General features: G+C 72.3%; 16 protein-coding genes. 3 read left to right on the top strand and 13 right to left on the bottom strand.

Features of this window, described 5'->3' with window-relative positions:
* Window positions 1-3 precede the first annotated feature (3 nt).
* The 3 genes from recA to ACFZAT_RS29195 form a co-directional block, all read right to left on the bottom strand.
* Complete coding sequence (gene recA / locus ACFZAT_RS29185; protein ID WP_391268522.1) at window positions 4-1,128, bottom strand: recombinase RecA; 1,125 nt, start codon at window positions 1,126-1,128, stop codon at window positions 4-6.
* A gap of 287 nt (window positions 1,129-1,415) precedes the next feature.
* Complete coding sequence (locus ACFZAT_RS29190; RefSeq protein ID WP_391268545.1) at window positions 1,416-2,606, bottom strand: AI-2E family transporter; 1,191 nt, start codon at window positions 2,604-2,606, stop codon at window positions 1,416-1,418.
* A gap of 172 nt (window positions 2,607-2,778) precedes the next feature.
* The gene (locus tag ACFZAT_RS29195) at window positions 2,779-2,973 is read right to left on the bottom strand and encodes a DUF3046 domain-containing protein (protein WP_073967377.1); all 195 of its coding nucleotides are present in this window, start codon (window positions 2,971-2,973) and stop codon (window positions 2,779-2,781) included.
* A gap of 79 nt (window positions 2,974-3,052) precedes the next feature.
* On the opposite strand from ACFZAT_RS29195, the gene ACFZAT_RS29200 reads away from it, so the two are divergent.
* Window positions 3,053-3,967 carry a hypothetical protein gene (locus ACFZAT_RS29200; protein WP_391268523.1) on the top strand — a complete coding sequence of 305 codons (915 nt, stop codon included), beginning with the start codon at window positions 3,053-3,055 and terminating at the stop codon, window positions 3,965-3,967.
* Between the two features lie 136 nt (window positions 3,968-4,103).
* Here ACFZAT_RS29200 and ACFZAT_RS29205 read toward each other — a convergent pair whose 3' ends face one another.
* Genes ACFZAT_RS29205 through ACFZAT_RS29215 form a run of 3 tightly spaced genes read right to left on the bottom strand, consistent with a single transcriptional unit; the run spans window position 4,104 to window position 6,077 of the window.
* Window positions 4,104-4,409, bottom strand: coding sequence for an AzlD domain-containing protein (locus ACFZAT_RS29205; protein WP_391268524.1), 306 nt, complete (start codon window positions 4,407-4,409; stop codon window positions 4,104-4,106).
* Entirely contained in the window at window positions 4,406-5,203 is a 798-nt protein-coding gene (locus ACFZAT_RS29210; RefSeq protein WP_391268525.1) for an AzlC family ABC transporter permease, read from the bottom strand. Before ACFZAT_RS29210 ends, ACFZAT_RS29205 begins: the two co-directional genes overlap by 4 nt.
* A 10-nt stretch (window positions 5,204-5,213) precedes the next feature.
* Window positions 5,214-6,077: an AraC family ligand binding domain-containing protein gene (locus tag ACFZAT_RS29215; protein ID WP_391268526.1), complete on the bottom strand. Its 864-nt coding sequence runs from the start codon at window positions 6,075-6,077 to the stop codon at window positions 5,214-5,216.
* 100 nt (window positions 6,078-6,177) lie between these two features.
* On the opposite strand from ACFZAT_RS29215, the gene ACFZAT_RS29220 reads away from it, so the two are divergent.
* Together ACFZAT_RS29220 and ACFZAT_RS29225 are read left to right on the top strand one after the other, a co-directional pair.
* Entirely contained in the window at window positions 6,178-10,851 is a 4,674-nt protein-coding gene (locus tag ACFZAT_RS29220) for a DEAD/DEAH box helicase (protein ID WP_391268527.1), read from the top strand.
* Window positions 10,852-10,897: 46 nt separating this feature from the next.
* Complete coding sequence (locus tag ACFZAT_RS29225) at window positions 10,898-11,725, top strand: DNA-formamidopyrimidine glycosylase family protein (protein ID WP_391268528.1); 828 nt, start codon at window positions 10,898-10,900, stop codon at window positions 11,723-11,725.
* Window positions 11,726-11,786: 61 nt separating this feature from the next.
* Here ACFZAT_RS29225 and ACFZAT_RS29230 read toward each other — a convergent pair whose 3' ends face one another.
* The 7 genes from ACFZAT_RS29230 to rimO form a co-directional block, all read right to left on the bottom strand.
* Window positions 11,787-12,050, bottom strand: coding sequence for a hypothetical protein (locus tag ACFZAT_RS29230; protein ID WP_391268529.1), 264 nt, complete (start codon window positions 12,048-12,050; stop codon window positions 11,787-11,789).
* A 168-nt stretch (window positions 12,051-12,218) separates the two neighbouring features.
* Window positions 12,219-12,410, bottom strand: a complete 192-nt coding sequence (locus ACFZAT_RS29235) for a CsbD family protein (RefSeq protein WP_391268530.1) — start codon at window positions 12,408-12,410, stop codon at window positions 12,219-12,221.
* Window positions 12,411-12,454: 44 nt separating this feature from the next.
* Window positions 12,455-12,925, bottom strand: a complete 471-nt coding sequence (locus ACFZAT_RS29240; RefSeq protein ID WP_391268531.1) for a ferritin-like domain-containing protein — start codon at window positions 12,923-12,925, stop codon at window positions 12,455-12,457.
* A 265-nt stretch (window positions 12,926-13,190) separates the two neighbouring features.
* Window positions 13,191-13,574: a helix-turn-helix domain-containing protein gene (locus ACFZAT_RS29245; protein ID WP_018105285.1), complete on the bottom strand. Its 384-nt coding sequence runs from the start codon at window positions 13,572-13,574 to the stop codon at window positions 13,191-13,193.
* 109 nt (window positions 13,575-13,683) lie between these two features.
* Window positions 13,684-14,193, bottom strand: coding sequence for a nicotinamide-nucleotide amidohydrolase family protein (locus ACFZAT_RS29250; RefSeq protein WP_391268532.1), 510 nt, complete (start codon window positions 14,191-14,193; stop codon window positions 13,684-13,686).
* Window positions 14,190-14,927: a CDP-diacylglycerol--glycerol-3-phosphate 3-phosphatidyltransferase gene (pgsA, locus tag ACFZAT_RS29255; protein WP_391268533.1), complete on the bottom strand. Its 738-nt coding sequence runs from the start codon at window positions 14,925-14,927 to the stop codon at window positions 14,190-14,192. The genes ACFZAT_RS29250 and pgsA overlap by 4 nt, the downstream gene beginning before the upstream one ends.
* Complete coding sequence (rimO, locus tag ACFZAT_RS29260; protein ID WP_391268534.1) at window positions 14,924-16,402, bottom strand: 30S ribosomal protein S12 methylthiotransferase RimO; 1,479 nt, start codon at window positions 16,400-16,402, stop codon at window positions 14,924-14,926. The genes pgsA and rimO overlap by 4 nt, the downstream gene beginning before the upstream one ends.
* Between the last annotated feature and the right edge of the window lie 64 nt (window positions 16,403-16,466).

The raw sequence follows: 16,466 nt of genomic DNA on the forward strand, positions 1-16,466 counted from the left end.
GGATCAGCTCTTGGCCGCGGCCGCCTTGGCCGGCTTGGTCTTGCCGGCCGCCGTCGCCGGCTTCGCCGCGGCGTCGGCCGGAGCCGCCGCGCCCGCCGCGTCCGCCCCCGTCTCGGCGGCGGCGTCCTCGGGCCGGACCCCGACGCCCAGCTTCACCAGGATCTTCTTCTCGATCTCGTTGGCGAGGTCGGGATTGTCCTTGAGGAAGTTGCGCGCGTTCTCCTTGCCCTGGCCGAGCTGGTCGCCCTCGTACGTGTACCAGGCGCCGGCCTTGCGGACGAAGCCGTGCTCCACGCCCATGTCGATCAGGCCGCCCTCGCGGCTGATGCCCTGGCCGTAGAGGATGTCGAACTCGGCCTGCTTGAAGGGCGGCGCGACCTTGTTCTTGACGATCTTGACGCGGGTGCGGTTGCCGACCGCGTCGGTGCCGTCCTTGAGCGTCTCGATCCGACGGATGTCGAGGCGCACCGAGGCGTAGAACTTGAGCGCCCGGCCACCGGTGGTGGTCTCCGGCGAGCCGAACATCACACCGATCTTCTCGCGGAGCTGGTTGATGAAGATCGCGGTGGTCTTGGACTGGTTGAGCGCGCTGGTGATCTTCCGGAGCGCCTGGCTCATCAGGCGGGCCTGGAGACCCACGTGCGAGTCACCCATCTCGCCCTCGATCTCCGCGCGCGGCACCAGGGCCGCGACGGAGTCGATGACGATGAGGTCGAGGGCGCCCGAGCGGACCAGCATGTCCACGATCTCGAGGGCCTGCTCACCGTTGTCCGGCTGGGACAGGATGAGGCTGTCGATGTCGACGCCGAGCTTCTTCGCGTACTCGGGGTCGAGGGCGTGCTCCGCGTCGATGAAGGCCACCGAACCGCCGAGCTTCTGCGCGTTCGCCACGGCGTGCAGCGTCAGCGTCGTCTTACCGGAGGACTCCGGTCCGTACACCTCCACCACACGGCCGCGCGGCAGACCTCCGACGCCGAGCGCGACGTCGAGCGCGGTGGACCCGGTGGGAATCACCTCGATGGGCTCGTTCGGCCGCTCGCCGAGGCGCATCACCGCGCCCTTGCCGAATTGCCGTTCAATCTGTGCGAGTGCGGCGTCCAGCGCCTTCTCGCGGTCGGTTCCTGCCATGGGTTCCACCCGATTTGCTTGAGTCGATCGCTTCACGTCAAAGACGCTAACCCCTGCCACTGACAATGGGCCTCGACGTCCTCCCGGCCTGTGGACAACTCCACGGTCGGGCCCGGGAAAACCCGGCCGGAATCCCATGAGAATGGATGTTCGATTTTAGTGTCAAGCGCACCACGCCGCCCCTCCACGGCCGGGCCGGAGGGCCGGTCCGGTCGCCGTACCGGTCCATGCGGTCGCGCCTCCCGGGACCGCAGGCGACGCTGCCGCCGGTAGCCGAAGAGCGCGAATCAGGTGCCGGTCGGCCCTGAAGGCCCCTCCGGCCCGCCGCCGTCCGCCTCGCCGTCGCCCTCCCGGCCGTCCTCGCCCGCCAGGGCGGCACGCATCCGTCTCAGGCGCGTCCACAGAGGCTCGCCCCGCACGCCCGGTCGGCTGCCGTGGACGCGCGGGTCGTCCGTGACGTCGTAGCGCTTCACGTACGCACCGAGGAACGCCTGGAGCGTGGCCACGGCCGGGATGGCGATCAGCGCGCCGACGGCGCCCATGAGCGCCGTGCCCGCGATGACCGAGCCGAAGGCCACGGCGGGGTGGATGTCCACCGTCTTCGCCGTGAGTTTGGGCTGGAGCATGTAGTTCTCGAACTGCTGGTACACCACGACGAAGCCGAGGACCCACAGCGCGTACCAGGGATCGACGGTGAAGGCGATCAGCATCGGCAGGGCGCCCGCGAGGTACGTGCCGATCGTGGGGATGAACTGCGAGACGAGGCCGACCCAGACCGCGAGCGCCGGCGCGTACGGCACATCGAGGGCGGCCAGCAGGATGTAGTGCGCGACGCCGGAGATGAGCGCCATCAGGCCGCGCGAGTAGAGGTAGCCGCCGGTCTTGTCGACGGCGATCTCCCAGGCCCGCAGCACCTCCGCCTGGCGGGCGGGGGGCAGCACGGAGCACAGCCCGCGGCGCAGCCGGGGGCCGTCCGCGGCGAAGTAGAAGGAGAACAGGAAGATCGTCAGCAGCCGGAAGAGGCCGCCGAGGACGGTCGCCGAGACGTCGAGCACGCCGGTCGCGCTGTTCTGCACGTACTTCTGCAGCCAGTCGGAGTGCAGCAGGCTGTCCTGGACCTCGACACGGGAGAGTTCCGTGTGGAAGGTCTGGTTGACCCAGTTGATCACCGAGTCGAGGTACTTCGGGAAGTCCTCCACCATGTCGACGATCTGGCCCGCGAGCATCGAACCGAGCAGGACGACGAAGCCGGCCCCGGCGATCATCACGAGGAGGAAGACGAGGAAGGTGGCGAGGCCCCGGCGCATGCCGCGGGCGGACATCCGGCTCACGGCGGGTTCGATGGCGAGCGCCAGGAAGAAGGCGATCAGCACGTTGATCAGCAGGCCGATGAGCTGGTGAAAAGCCCAGCTGCCGAGCCGGAAGCAGGCGTAGAGCGCGAGGGCGAGGACCATGGCACGCGGCAGCCAGGCGGGCATGCGGGCGGGTCCGGCGCCGGACGGCGGGGCCGGTGGCGCGGCCGGTGGTACGGGCGGCGTGCGCGGCGGCTGGATCTGAGCGGTCTCGTCTGTGGGGGCCACGGAGCAAGTCTCGCCTATGTGGGTGACAATCCCTCGCGCACCCTGGAAGGCGGCCTTACCGCCCCCGGCGTCAGCGCCGGTCGGCGGGGATGTCCATCGCGGCGCACACCCCGCGCCAGACGTCCTTCGCCTCCCAGCCGGCCGCCAGCGCCTCATGGACCGTACGCCCGCCCAGCTCGGCCATCACATGGTCGCGTGCGAAGGAGTCCGCGTAGGCCGCGCCGAAGTGGTCCGCCATCCGTTCCCAGAAAATCGTCAACCGCATGCCCTCAGTATCCCGCTCCTGAGAGTGCAGCCGGGCCGCATCCGCCCTGCTCGGGGGCCCGAAGCCCTACGGTCGGTCCATGGCTGCAACTGGAACAAATCCCCTCGACCGGGCCGAACAGTTCATCTGGCTCACGGCCCGTGTACTCGAACAGCGACGGTTCGCCCATCAATACCTGGAGGGAGGCGCGGACGCGGTGGAGACGGCCCTCACCGCGTATGCCAATGAGGACGGCGGTTACGGCCACGCGCTCGAACCGGATCTGCGGGGCCCCGTCAGTCAGCCCCTGCACACCGCCCACGCGCTGAGCGTCCTGGACTCCATCGGCCGGTGCGGCGGGCTGCGGGTGGAGCGGATCTGCCGTTATCTGACGGAGGTGTCCACCAAGGAGGGCGCCCTGCCCGCGCTGCTGCCCTCCCAGCGCGACTATCCGGCGGCGCCCTTCATCCCGATCGTGGACGACCCGCCGGCCGAGTTGCTGGCCACCGGCCCCGTCGTCGGGCTGCTGCACCGCAATGAGGTGTGGCACGCCTGGCTCTTCCGGGCGACCGACTTCTGCTGGGCGGCCGTGGAGGCCCTGGAGGTGTCGCATCCGTACGAGATCGAGGCGGCCGTCGCCTTTCTCGACGGGGTGCCGGACCAGCCCCGGGCGGAGGCCGCCGCTGAACGGCTGGGGCGGCTGGTACGCGACCAGCGGCTCGCCGTGCTCGATCCGGACCGGCGCGCGGAGTACCCGGTGGCGCCCGGATACGCACCGGGCGAGCAGCACTTCCCGTACGACTACGCCCGTACACCCGCGTCGCTCGCCCGGCGATGGTTCTCCGACACAGAGATGGAGCACTCGCTCGACCATCTCGCCGCCGCGCAGGAGCCGGACGGCGGCTGGCCGGTCACTTGGCGGCAGTGGGCACCCGGGACGGCACTGGAGGGGCGCCCCCTGGTGACCCTCAGGGCGCTGGAAACGCTGAGGGCGCACGGCCGCGCCCTGGCCTGACGGCCGTCCTGGCGTGAGGGGCGCGTCCCGGCCCGACGGCCGCGTCCCGGCCCGAAGGGCACACGGCCGTGAACAGCGCGCCGGTAAGGGGCAAGCCCCAGGAGGCGTGCCCCTTACGTTCCCGGGCGGGCGCCACCTAGCCCATCGCCCGGACCCCCGCCGTGACGACCACGGCAGCGCCCACGACCACCAGGAAGGGTGCGCGCAGGACAAGGGCGAGCGCCGCGGCGGCGAGGCCCGCGCCCCTGGCGTCCAGGGCCAGGTGCTGCCCGTCGCCGAAGGTCTGCTGGGCGGTGAGAGCCGCGAGCAGGGCCACTGGGAGCAGGGCGGCCAGGCGCTGCACCAGCGGGCGTTCCAGCGCGCCGGCCGGCACCAGGAGGCCGAGGAGTTTGGCCAGGTAGCAGCCGACGAAGGTCAGTGCGATGGCGATCCAGACGTTCATCGGCCGCCCTCCGCACCGGTCGCACCGGCGTCATCGGCCCCTGTTCCGCCCGTGCCGTCCCGCTTGGCCCGCCCCATCAGGAACAGGACGACGGGCGCGGCCAGCGCGGACAGCAGGACGGGCACCCCGGCCGGCAGCACCGGCAGGAGGCCGAGGGCGAGCAGGACGGCGAGCGCCGCCGTCACGCGCTCCGTCGTGGACTTCAGCATCGGGGCGAGCAGCGCGAGGAAGACGGCCGGGCTGGCCGCGTCGAGCCCCCAGGCGTCGGTGTCGCCGAGCGCCTCGGCGCCCATGGCACCCACCAGAGTGGTCAGGTTCCACAGCACGTAGAGGGTGAGCCCGGTGACGGTGAAGCCGATCCGCGCGGCCCGCCGGGTGGGCTGGGGCAGCGTCACGGCAGTGGTCTCGTCGATGACCCACTGGGCGGCGAGCGGGCGCAGGGCACGCGGCAGGGCGAGGAGCTGGGAGAGCCGCAGACCGTAGAAGGCGTTGCGTACGCCGAGGAAGAAGGCCCCGGCGGCCGCGGTGTACGGGTTGCCGCCGGCGGCGAGCGCGCCGACCAGGGCGAACTGGGAGGCGCCGGTGAACACGAGCAGGCTGAGCGCGCACGTCTGGACCAGGCTCAGGCCGGAGCCCGCCGAGGTGACGCCGAAGGCGAAGCCGGAGAGGCCGACGGCTATGCCGACGCCGAGCGCGTCGCGTACGACGGCCGAGTCCGGCTTGGTTCCGGCGTCGAGCGTGCTGCCGCCGGGCGGGCCGGCGGTGGTGCAGAGGGGTGCTGTCTGTTTTGCCACGTCCCGCACGCTACCGGGGCCGGTCCGGACCGGTCTTGTACGTTCTTGCACGTTCGCGCTGGTAGGCGCCGGGGGGCACTCCCACGATCCGGGTGAAGTGACGGTTGAGATGCGGCTGGTCGGTGAAGCCGACTTCCACCGCCGCTGCCGAGGGGGCCGTGCCCGCGTCGAGCATCCGGCGCGCACGCCGCACCCGGGCGTCGGTGAGCCAGGTGTGCGGGGGCATCCCGTACTGCTTCTTGAACGCGCGCAGCAGCGCGAACGGGCTCGTACCCAGCTCGGCGGCCAGCGCCTCCAGGGTCGGCGGTTCGGCCATCCGGGATTCCAGGAGGGCCCGGGCGCGTGCCGCGTCTCGGGCACCGGCGGCGCGGGGGGCCGAGACGGGGAACGCGGTGCCGTGCCGGGCGAGGAGGCGGGTGACGACGACCCGCAGCACGCTGTCGGCGGCCAGGGCGTTGCCCTCCTCGGCCGCACGGTGGACCTCGGCTATCAGTCGGGCCGCGTACGGATCGGCCACCCCGGTCTCGGCGAAGCCGACGGTGCCGCGCAGACGCGTCGTATCGGCGGCGATGTCGTTGATCACCTGCGCGGACGGGTAGAGCGTGTCGTACACCCAGCCCTCGGGGACGCCCGCGCGGGCGGTGTGCGGCACCTCCGGATTGATCATGACGACGGTCCCGGGGCCCGCGTGCAGCGTCCCGGAGGGCGTTCCGATGTCCTCGACGCCATGGCTCACCGTGGCGACGACATAGCCCTCGTGGCTGTGGCGCGGGAAGGTGTGCCGGATGTAGCGGGCCCGCAGCAGGTCGAGGTCGGGCAGCTCCGCGTAACTCCAGTGCCGCGCCCACTCCCCCGGTTGCTGTGCTCCTGCCATGGGGGGATTCTCCCAGCTCGCGGGCGGTCCGGCCGCCGGTCCCGCACCCCGCCCGCCGGTTGTCGGGGCCGTTGTCAGTGGCGGGGTGCACGATGGGGGCATGACCGGCTCCGCGCTCGACTCCTTCTCCCCCGCCACTCGCAGCTGGTTCACGGGGGCCTTCAGCGCGCCGACCGCCGCCCAGGAAGGCGCCTGGCGGGCGATCGGCGAGGGATCGGACGTGCTGGTCGTAGCGCCGACCGGCTCGGGCAAGACGCTGGCCGCCTTCCTCGCCGCCCTGGACCGGCTGGCGGCCGTCCCCCCGCCGGCCGAGGCGAAGAAGCGCTGCCGCGTGCTGTACGTGTCGCCGCTCAAGGCGCTCGCGGTCGACGTGGAGCGCAATCTGCGCTCACCGCTGACCGGAATCCGCCAGGAGTCGGTGCGTCAGGGGCTGCCGGAGCCCGAGGTCAGGGTGGGCATCCGGTCGGGCGACACCCCGGCCGCCGAGCGCCGCTCGATGGCGACCCGCCCCCCGGACATCCTGATCACGACGCCCGAGTCGCTGTTCCTGATGCTGACCTCCTCGGCCCGCGAGGCCCTGTCCGGCATCGAGACGGTGATCCTGGACGAGGTGCACGCGGTCGCGGGCACCAAGCGCGGCGCCCACCTCGCCGTATCGCTGGAGCGCCTGGACGAGCTGCTGCCCCGGCCCGCCCGGCGCATCGGTCTGTCGGCCACCGTCCGGCCGGTCGACGAGGTGGCGCGTTTCCTCTCCCCACGGCGCAAGGTGGAGATCGTCCAGCCGCCGTCCAGCAAGCAGTTCGACCTGTCCGTGGTCGTGCCCGTCGAGGACCTGGGCGAGCTGGGCGGCTCCCCCGCCACCGACGACACCTCGGGGGAGGCCGAGAAGCCGTCGATCTGGCCGCATGTGGAGGAGCGGATCGCCGATCTCGTCCAGGCGCACCGCTCCACGATCGTCTTCGCCAACTCCCGCCGCCTCGCGGAGCGCCTGTGCAACCGGCTCAACGAGATCGCGTACGAGAGAGCCACCGGCGAGACGATGCCCGAGGCCCACTCCCCCGCCGAGATCATGGCGGAGTCCGGCGCGGCCAAGGGCGCTCCCGCCCTGCTCGCCCGCGCCCACCACGGCTCGGTCTCCAAGGAGCAGCGCGCCCAGGTCGAGGAGGACCTGAAGGCGGGAAGGCTGCCCGCCGTGGTCGCGACCTCCAGCCTGGAGCTGGGCATCGACATGGGAGCGGTCGACCTGGTGATCCAGGTCGAGTCGCCGCCCTCCGTCGCCTCCGGCCTCCAGCGGGTCGGCCGAGCCGGCCACCAGGTGGGCGCGGTCTCCACCGGTGTCGTCTTCCCGAAGTACCGCGGCGACCTGGTGCAGGCGGCCGTGGTCACCGAACGGATGCGGACGGGCTCCATCGAGGCGCTGCGCGTTCCGGCCAATCCACTGGACGTGCTGGCCCAGCAACTGGTCGCGATGGTCGCCCTGGACAGCTGGCAGGCGGACGACCTGCTCGCGGTGGTCCGCCGGGCCGCACCCTTCGCCTCGCTGCCCGAGTCGGCGTTCACCGCGGTCCTCGACATGCTCGCCGGCCGCTATCCGTCCGACGCCTTCGCGGAGCTGCGGCCCCGCGTCGTCTGGGACCGCGTCGCCGGGACGGTCACCGGCCGGCCCGGTGCCCAGCGCCTCGCCGTCACCTCGGGCGGGACCATCCCGGACCGCGGCCTCTTCGGGGTGTTCCTCGCCGGATCGGACCCCAAGAAGGGCGGCGGCCGGGTCGGTGAGCTGGACGAGGAGATGGTCTACGAGTCCCGGGTCGGCGACGTCTTCACGCTGGGCACGACCTCCTGGCGCATCGAGGACATCACCCGTGACCGGGTCCTCGTCTCCCCCGCGCCCGGTGTCCCCGGGCGGCTGCCGTTCTGGAAGGGCGACCAGCTGGGCCGCCCGCTGGAGCTGGGCCGCGCCCTGGGAGCCTTCCTGCGCGAACTCGGCGGGCTCTCCCCGGAGGACGCCCGCGACCGCCTGCTCTCCGCCGGCCTGGACACCTGGGCCGTCGACAACGTCCTGGCGTATCTCGACGAGCAGCGCCGGGCCTGCGGTCATGTCCCGGACGACCGGACCATCCTGGTCGAGCGCTTCCGGGACGAGCTCGGCGACTGGCGGGTCGTCGTGCACTCCCCGTTCGGCGCGCAGGTGCACGCCCCGTGGGCGCTGGCGCTGAGCGCCCGCCTCGCCGAGCGGTACGGAATGGACGCCCAGGTCATGCACGCCGACGACGGCATCGTGCTGCGGCTGCCCGACGCCGACATGATGGGCCTCGACCTCCTGGACTTCGACCCGGCGAACGACCCGGTACAGGAGCCGGGCCGGGGCGCCTCCGCACCGCTCGCCCCGGCCGACACCGCCTTCGACAGCGACCAGCCCCCGGTCGGCGCCGCCGATGTGGCCTTCGACAAGGGCGAGATCGAGCAGATCGTCACCGACCAGGTCGGCGGCTCCGCCCTGTTCGCCTCGCGGTTCCGCGAGTGCGCCGCCAGAGCGCTGCTGCTTCCGCGCCGCAGCCCCGGCAAACGCACCCCGCTCTGGCAGCAGCGCCAGCGGGCCGCACAGCTCCTCCAGGTCGCCTCCGAGTTCGGCTCCTTCCCCATCGTTCTCGAAGCGGTCCGCGAATGCCTCCAGGACGTCTTCGACGTCCCGGGACTCACGGAGGTGATGGGCGACCTGGAGGCCCGGCGCATCCGCCTGGTCGAGGTCACCACCCCGGAGCCCTCCCCGTTCGCCCGCTCCCTCCTCTTCGGCTACGTCGCCCAGTTCCTGTACGAGGGCGACTCGCCGCTCGCCGAACGGCGCGCCGCCGCGCTCTCCCTGGACTCCCGGCTCCTCGCCGAGCTGCTGGGCCGGGCGGAGCTGCGCGAACTGCTCGACGCGGATGTGCTGACCGAGCTGGAGCGGGAGCTCCAGTGGCTGACGGACGACCGCCGGGTCAAGGACGCCGAGGGCGTCGCGGACCTGCTGCGGGTCCTCGGCCCGCTCACCGACGAGGAGCTGGCCGGGCGCGGGGCCGAGGCCGGCTGGGCGAAGGAGCTGGAGTCCGCCCGCCGCGCCATCCGCGTCCGGATCGCCGGCGCGGCCCACTGGGCGGCGATCGAGGACGCGGGCCGGCTGCGCGACGCCCTGGGCACGGCACTCCCGGTCGGCGTCCCCGAGGCGTTCACCGAGCCGGTGAAGGACCCCCTGGGCGACCTCCTCGCCCGGTACGCCCGTACGCACGGCCCGTTCACCTCCACCGCGGCGGCGGCCCGGTTCGGCCTCGGCACGGCCGTCACCGACGGGGCGCTGCAACGGCTCGCGGCGTCCGACCGCATCGTCCAGGGCGAGTTCCACCCCGCGGGCATCGGCCAGGAGTGGTGCGACGCCACGGTGCTGCGGCGGCTGCGGCGCCGTTCGCTGGCCGCCCTCCGCCATGAGCTGGAGCCGGTCCCGCCCGCCGCCCTGGCCGGGTTCCTGCCGCAGTGGCAGCATCTCGGCGGCAACAGCCTGCGCGGCATCGACGGACTGGCCCGCGCCGTCGAGCAGCTCCAGGGGGCGCCCGTGCCCGCCTCCGCGCTGGAACGGCTCGTCCTGCCCGGCCGGGTCACGGGATACACCCCCGCGCTCCTGGACGAGCTGACCACCACCGGCGAGGTCGTCTGGGCCGGTGCGGGCGCCCTCCCCGGCAAGGACGGCTGGATCTCCCTCTACCTCGCCGACAGCGCACCGCTGCTCCTCCCCCCGCCGCGCCCGCTGGAGCTGACCGCGCTGCACGAGTCAGTGCTGACCGCGCTCGGCGGCGGCTACGGCCTGTTCTTCCGCCAGATCGCCGACCAGGTCCGCGCCACCACCCACCCCGACTGCACCGATCCGCAGCTGGCGGACGCCCTGTGGGACCTCGCCTGGTCCGGCCGGCTCACCAACGACACCCTGGCGCCACTGCGCTCCCTCCTGGGCTCGGGCCGCACGGCCGGCTCGACCGCGCACCGCGCCCGCCGGAACGTACCGCGCGGCCGCTACGGCACCCTCACCGCCGCCGCCCGCCCGGCCTCGCGCACCGGGCCGCCCACCGTCTCGGGCCGCTGGTCCCTGCTGCCGGACATCGAGCCCGAGCCCACCCACCGCGCCCACGCCCTGGCGCGCGCGCTGCTCGACCGCCACGGGGTGGTGACCCGGGGCGCGGTGCAGGCCGAGGGCGTCGAGGGCGGCTTCTCGGCGGCCTACCGGGTGCTGTCGGCCTTCGAGGACAACGGGCAGGCGCGCCGGGGGTACGTCGTGGAGGGGCTGGGGGCCGCCCAGTTCGCGATGGACGGCGCGGTCGACCGGCTCCGCGCGGTGTCCACGGCCCGGGACCGTACGGAGCCGGGCGCCGACCCCCGCGCCCTCGTCCTCGCGGCGTCCGACCCGGCCAACGCGTACGGGGCCGCTCTGCCGTGGCCGGAGCCGCCGGACGGGGCCGGGCACAAGCCGGGCCGCAAGGCGGGCTCCCTCGTGGTCCTGGTCGACGGTGAGCTGACGCTGTACATGGAGCGCGGCGGCAAGACGCTGCTGGCCTGGCCGACCGACCCGGACGACCCCGCGCTCCGGGCGGCGGCCGGGGCGCTGGCCTCGGCCGCCCGGGCGGGGGCCCTCGGCACGGTGACCGTCGAGCGCACCAACGGCGCCTCGTCCCTGACCTCGCCCCTGGGGCGCGCCCTGGAGGCGGCCGGCTTCCTCGCCACCCCGAGGGGCCTGCGCCTGCGCGCGTAACGCCACCTTTCGCACCACAGCACTCCGCCCCACGCATCATGGAGGCATGCCCGAAGGAGACACCGTCCTGCAGACCGCCGCGCGGCTGCATCACGCGCTGGCCGGTCAGGTCCTGACCACGTCCGACCTGCGCGTCCCCCGGTTCGCCACCGCCGACCTCACCGGCCGGGCCGTCCTCGACGTCACCGCCCGGGGCAAGCACCTGCTGACCCGGATCGAGGGCGGTCTCACCCTGCACAGCCACCTCCGGATGGACGGCGCCTGGCGGATCTACGCACCGGGCGAGCGCTGGCGCGGCGGCCCCGCCCATCAGATCCGGGCCGTCCTGGGCAACGCGGCCCACACCGCCGTCGGCTACCGCCTCCCGGTCCTGGAGCTCATGCGCAGCCAGGACGAGGAGCAGGCGGTCGGCCATCTCGGCCCCGATCTGCTCGGGCCGGACTGGGACGCCGACGCGGCGCTGCGGAATCTCCTGAGCGACCCCGCCCGCCCCCTCGGCGAGGCGCTGCTCGACCAGCGCAACCTGGCGGGCATCGGGAACATCTACAAGGCCGAGCTCTGCTTCCTGGCCCGGGCCACCCCCTGGCTCCCCATCGGCGAGCTGCCCGCCCGGACGGCGCCCCTGCTGGTCAGCACGGCGCACCAGTTGCTCGACGCCAACCGCGACCGCCCGAACCGTGTCACGACGGCCGGGGGCCGTTCCCGTACCCTCGCGAACGCCGCCCGTACGCGCAGGCCGAGCGAGAACCTCTGGGTCTACGGCCGGACGCGCCGCCCCTGTCTGCGCTGTGGAACCCCCATCCGCGCGGCCGAACAGGACGACCGCCCCGCCTACTGGTGTCCCAGCTGCCAGACCGGCCCGGGACCCACCTGACGTACCCCTGCTGTCGAAGGATCAGCCCGGGCAGTCCACACGGCCCGATCCGTCCCAGCCCCTACCTGACCACCCAGCGCCGCCACGCGCCCGCCCGCCTCCGGGCCCATGCCGTGCCGCGCCGCAGCAGGCCCGTGCCCGCGTCGAAGATCCCGAGGGGTCTGGCGGTCGCGGCCACGTGCACCGGCAGGAGGCTGAGCCCCCAGCCGCCCGCCACCACCGCTCCCTCGACCGCCCCCGCGTGCCCCGGGGCCACTATCAGTCGCAGCACCGCCCACCACCACGCGCCGCAGAGAACGAGCGCGGGCACCCATCGCCGAACCATGGCTGCCTCCTCCGGCTTGATCCAAACGAAGGACCCTAGTCGCGCCCGTCCCTCCGGGGCGAGAGCGCACCGTTGCGCCTCCGGCGCGCACGGCGTGGTCGCACTCCCCCACCGACCCCTCTCAGCGCGGAGCCCCCACCGCGCGGGTGGGGGCTCGCCGAGGACGGGTCAGTCCTTGTCGTTCTTCAGAGAGTCCTTGACACCGTCCGCGCGGTCGCGCGCACCGTCCATCGCGTCCTTGGCCGAGCCCTTGGCCTGGTCCGCCTTGCCCTCGGCCTCCTTGCGACGGTCGCCGGTCATCTTGCCCATGGCTTCCTTCGCCTTGCCGGTGACCTTGTCCTTCGCGCCTTCGTTCCTCATGCTCTTACCTCCGTTGGTGAAATCTGATGGGTGCCGACGCGCGCTCAGGCGCTTTCGGCCTGGAACATCCACGCGTGCTTCTCGAGCTCGGCGGTCAGCGTGATCAGGAGATCCTGGCTGACCGGGTCCGGCGACTCGGTCACCTCGATGCGCTCGCGCATCCGCCCGATCACCACGCCCAGGGCGTCGACCAGGGTCTTCACCGCGTCCACGTCCTTGATCCAGCCCTCGGACACGGAAGCGATGGCCGTGCTCTTGGCGATCGTCGCGGCTCGGCCGTCCGGGTTGACGCCGATCGCCGACGCGCGCTCCGCGACCGTGTCGGAGTGCTGGCGGGCGGTGTCCACGACATCGTCGAGCTGGAGGTGCACGGACCTGAACCGCGGCCCGACCACGTTCCAGTGGACCTGCTTGGCCACCAGAGAAAGGTCGAGGAGATCCACCAGAGCGCCCTGGAGGGCGTCTCCGACGGTCTTGAGGTCGGTCTCGGACAGTGGGCTCTTCACCACAGACATGCACGTCTCCGATCTGGAATCCGTTCCGTTCAGCACCACCCACGATGGCACAAACGAAGCAAAACGGTCATTCGAGAAAGCGTCCGATGACTTCGACAAGTCCGTTCGGAAGGTCTCTCGGTCTCTCATCCACGCGCCTGCCCCCCATCGCCCCGCTGACACACGCACAGACACACCAAAACCACATCCATGCACGCGAAAGCCCCGGTTCTCCCCCCACAAGAGGGGGAGAACCGGGGCCTCGGCTTCACACCGAACCGATCGGTCAGGCGGCGACGACATCCACCGCTTCCGCGGGCGCCTTGATGGTCACCCGCCCCGTCGGTACACCCGCCACCGAGGTAACGGAGACGGAGTTGAGCATGGGGCGCACCGGTACAGGTACCGGATCGCTGGCCGCTGCCGACTCGGCCAGTTCGGCCAGGGACAGCTCATCGCTCACTTCACGCATGAGCTCGGACATCCGTACGTCAAGCGCGTCGCAAATGGCGGAGAGCAGTTCGGAGGATGCCTCCTTCTGCCCCCGCTCCACCTCGGAGAGATAGCCGAGCGAAACTCGGGCGGACGAGGAGACTTCGCGCAGAGTACGGCCTTGGCGCTGGCGCTGCCGACGCAGCACGTCACCAAGCAGGCGACGGAGCAGAATCATCGGTGGCTCCCTCCTCGGACCGCGTAGCCGCATCCTTCACGCCCCACCGTACCGCCTAGCGCTGCGGCCGTGCGGGGAGCGATGTCGTGTTCACTCAGGGCTGCAAACATCAATTCCCCCCGTTCTCTTCCGTATCCTGTGCGCTCGCATTCTCGTGGAGTTCGCCTGAGAGCAGGTCGAGCGCGCTTCGTACGCTCTTCTTACGGATGTCCGCCCGGTCGCCGTTCAACCTCAGCGCGGACACTTTCTCGGTGCCGTCCGGGCCGCTGACCGCGACGAAGACCGTTCCGACGGGCCGGCCGTCCTGTGGTTCGGGGCCGGCGACACCGGTGGTCGCCACTCCCCAGTCTGCGCCCAGAGTCCGCCGTACGCCTGTCGCCATCTGACGCGCGACGTCCGCGTCGACCGCCCCGCGCTCCGCCAGGAGCCCGGCGTCCACCCCCAGGACTTCACTCTTGAGGGGGGTCGCGTAAGCCGTCACCGAGCCCCTGAAGGCTTGGGAGGCACCCGGTACGGACGTCAGTTCGGCCGCGACCAGGCCGCCGGTCAGCGACTCCGCGACGGCGAGGGTCTCCCCCCGCTCGACGAGGAGCCGCAGCACCCGGCCCGCCGTAGTCACCGCTCGGCCTCCGCCGGGCCCCGGGCCCCCGCGGCCTCGGTGACCGCGCCGGTCTCCTCGGAGACGGCCTCGGGCGCCTCCTCTGCCGCCCGTTCCGCGGCGAGGCCCTGGCGCCGCAGCACGACGGCCTGGCGGACGTAGTCGAGACCGGTGACGACCGTCAACACGACGGCCACGGCCATCACCCAGAAGCGCAAGGTGGCCAGCGGACCGGTCAGCGCCAGGACGTACATCCCGACGGCCGTCCCCTGCGCGAGCGTCTTCATCTTGCCGCCACGGCTGGCCGGAATGACCCCGTGCCGGATCACCCAGAACCGCATCAGCGTGATGCCCAGCTCGCGGAAGAGAATGACGCCCGTGACCCACCAGGGCAGGTCGCCCAGGTACGACAGACAGATCAGCGCGGCGCCCATGATCGCCTTGTCGGCGATCGGGTCGGCGATCTTCCCGAAGTCGGTGACCAGGTTGTACGTGCGCGCCAGATGCCCGTCGAACAGGTCGGTGATCATGGCGATGGCGAAGGCGGCCCAGGCGAAGGAGCGCCAGGCCGGGTCGTACCCGCCGTTGTGGAGCAGCAGCACCACGAAGCCGGGGACGAGCACGAGCCGGGCCATCGTCAGGAGGTTGGCGATGTTCCACAGACTGGCCTGATTGACCGCAGCGGCGCCCAGCTTTCCGCCGCGGACCGGCGTCGCGCCGGAACCGCCTGCCGCGGATGCCGGGACTCCGGTCATCTGGCTACCTCCCCAAGCTCACTGCACTCGGCGATCAGGTCCACGCCTTCGGTGCCCACGACCTTTGCCTCGACCATACGGCCCGGGACCAGGCCCTCGCGTGTGGTGAAGAGCACCTGGCCATCCGTTTCGGGCGCCTGGTGCGCGGCGCGGCCGAAGGCGCGCGGCTCGTCGTCGGTGGGCTCGACGGACTCGACGAGCACCTGGAGCGTTTCGCCCATGCGCTCCTCGGCGCGCTGCGAGGTCAGTTCCTCGGCGAGCTGCGAGATGTGCGCGAGGCGCTCCGCGATGACGTCGGCGTCGAGCTTGTTGTCGTAGCCGACCGCCTCGGTGCCGTCCTCGTCGGAGTAGCCGAAGACGCCGATGGCGTCCAGACGGGCGCCCGTGAGGAAGCGTTCCAGCTCCGCGAGGTCGTCCTCGGTCTCACCGGGGAAGCCGACGATGAAGTTGGACCGGGCACCGGCCTGCGGCGCCTTGCCCCTGATCGTGTCCAACAGCTCCAGGAAGCGGTCGGTGTCGCCGAAGCGGCGCATCGCCCGCAGCACGCCGGGCGCGGAGTGCTGGAAGGACAGGTCGAAGTAGGGCGCGACCTTCGGGGTCGACGTGAGGACGTCGATCAGGCCGGGCCGCATCTCGGCGGGCTGGAGGTAGCTGACGCGGATGCGCTCGATGCCGTCGACGTCCGCGAGCTCGGGCAGCAGGGTCTCCAGGAGACGGATGTCCCCGAGGTCCTTGCCGTACGAGGTGTTGTTCTCGGAGACCAGCATGACCTCCTTCACCCCCTGCTCGGCGAGCCAGCGGGTCTCGCCCAGCACGTCCGAGGGGCGGCGGGAGATGAAGGAGCCGCGGAAGGACGGGATGGCGCAGAAGGAGCAGCGCCGGTCGCAGCCGGAGGCCAGCTTGACCGAGGCGACGGGGCTGGTGCCCAGCCGGCGGCGCAGGGGCGCGCGCGGCCCGGAGACCGGGGCGACGCCCTCCGGCAGGTCGGCGGGGGCCGGGGCGATCTCCTGCGCGTGGCCGGGCAGGGACACGGCGGCGTCCTGCCGCTCGGCGGGGCTGATCGGCAGCAGCTTGCGGCGGTCGCGGGGGGTGTGGGAGGCGTGGATGCCGCCGTTGAGGATGGTCTGGAGGCGGTCGGAGATGTCGGCGTAGTCGTCGAAGCCGAGGACGCCGTCCGCTTCCGGCAGGGCCTCGGCGAGGTCCTTGCCGTAGCGCTCGGCCATGCAGCCGACGGCGACGACGGCCTGGGTGCGGCCGTGGTCCTTCAGATCATTGGCTTCGAGGAGGGCGTCGACGGAGTCCTTCTTGGCGGCCTCGACGAACCCACAGGTGTTGACGACGGCGACATCGGCATCGGAGGCATCCTCGACGAGCTCCCAGCCGTCCGCTGCCAGGCGGCCTGCGAGCTCCTCCGAGTCCACCTCGTTACGGGCGCAGCCAAGAGTGACAAGGGCGACGGTACGGCGTTCGGGCATGGACTCAAGACTACTTTGTCCCGGCACCGACCCCGCCGCGGAGGGTTGCGCCGTTACCCACGGT

This window comes from Streptomyces sp. NPDC008163 (genome assembly GCF_042956885.1).
GTDB classification, from domain to species: Bacteria; Actinomycetota; Actinomycetes; order Streptomycetales; family Streptomycetaceae; genus Streptomyces; species Streptomyces drozdowiczii_A.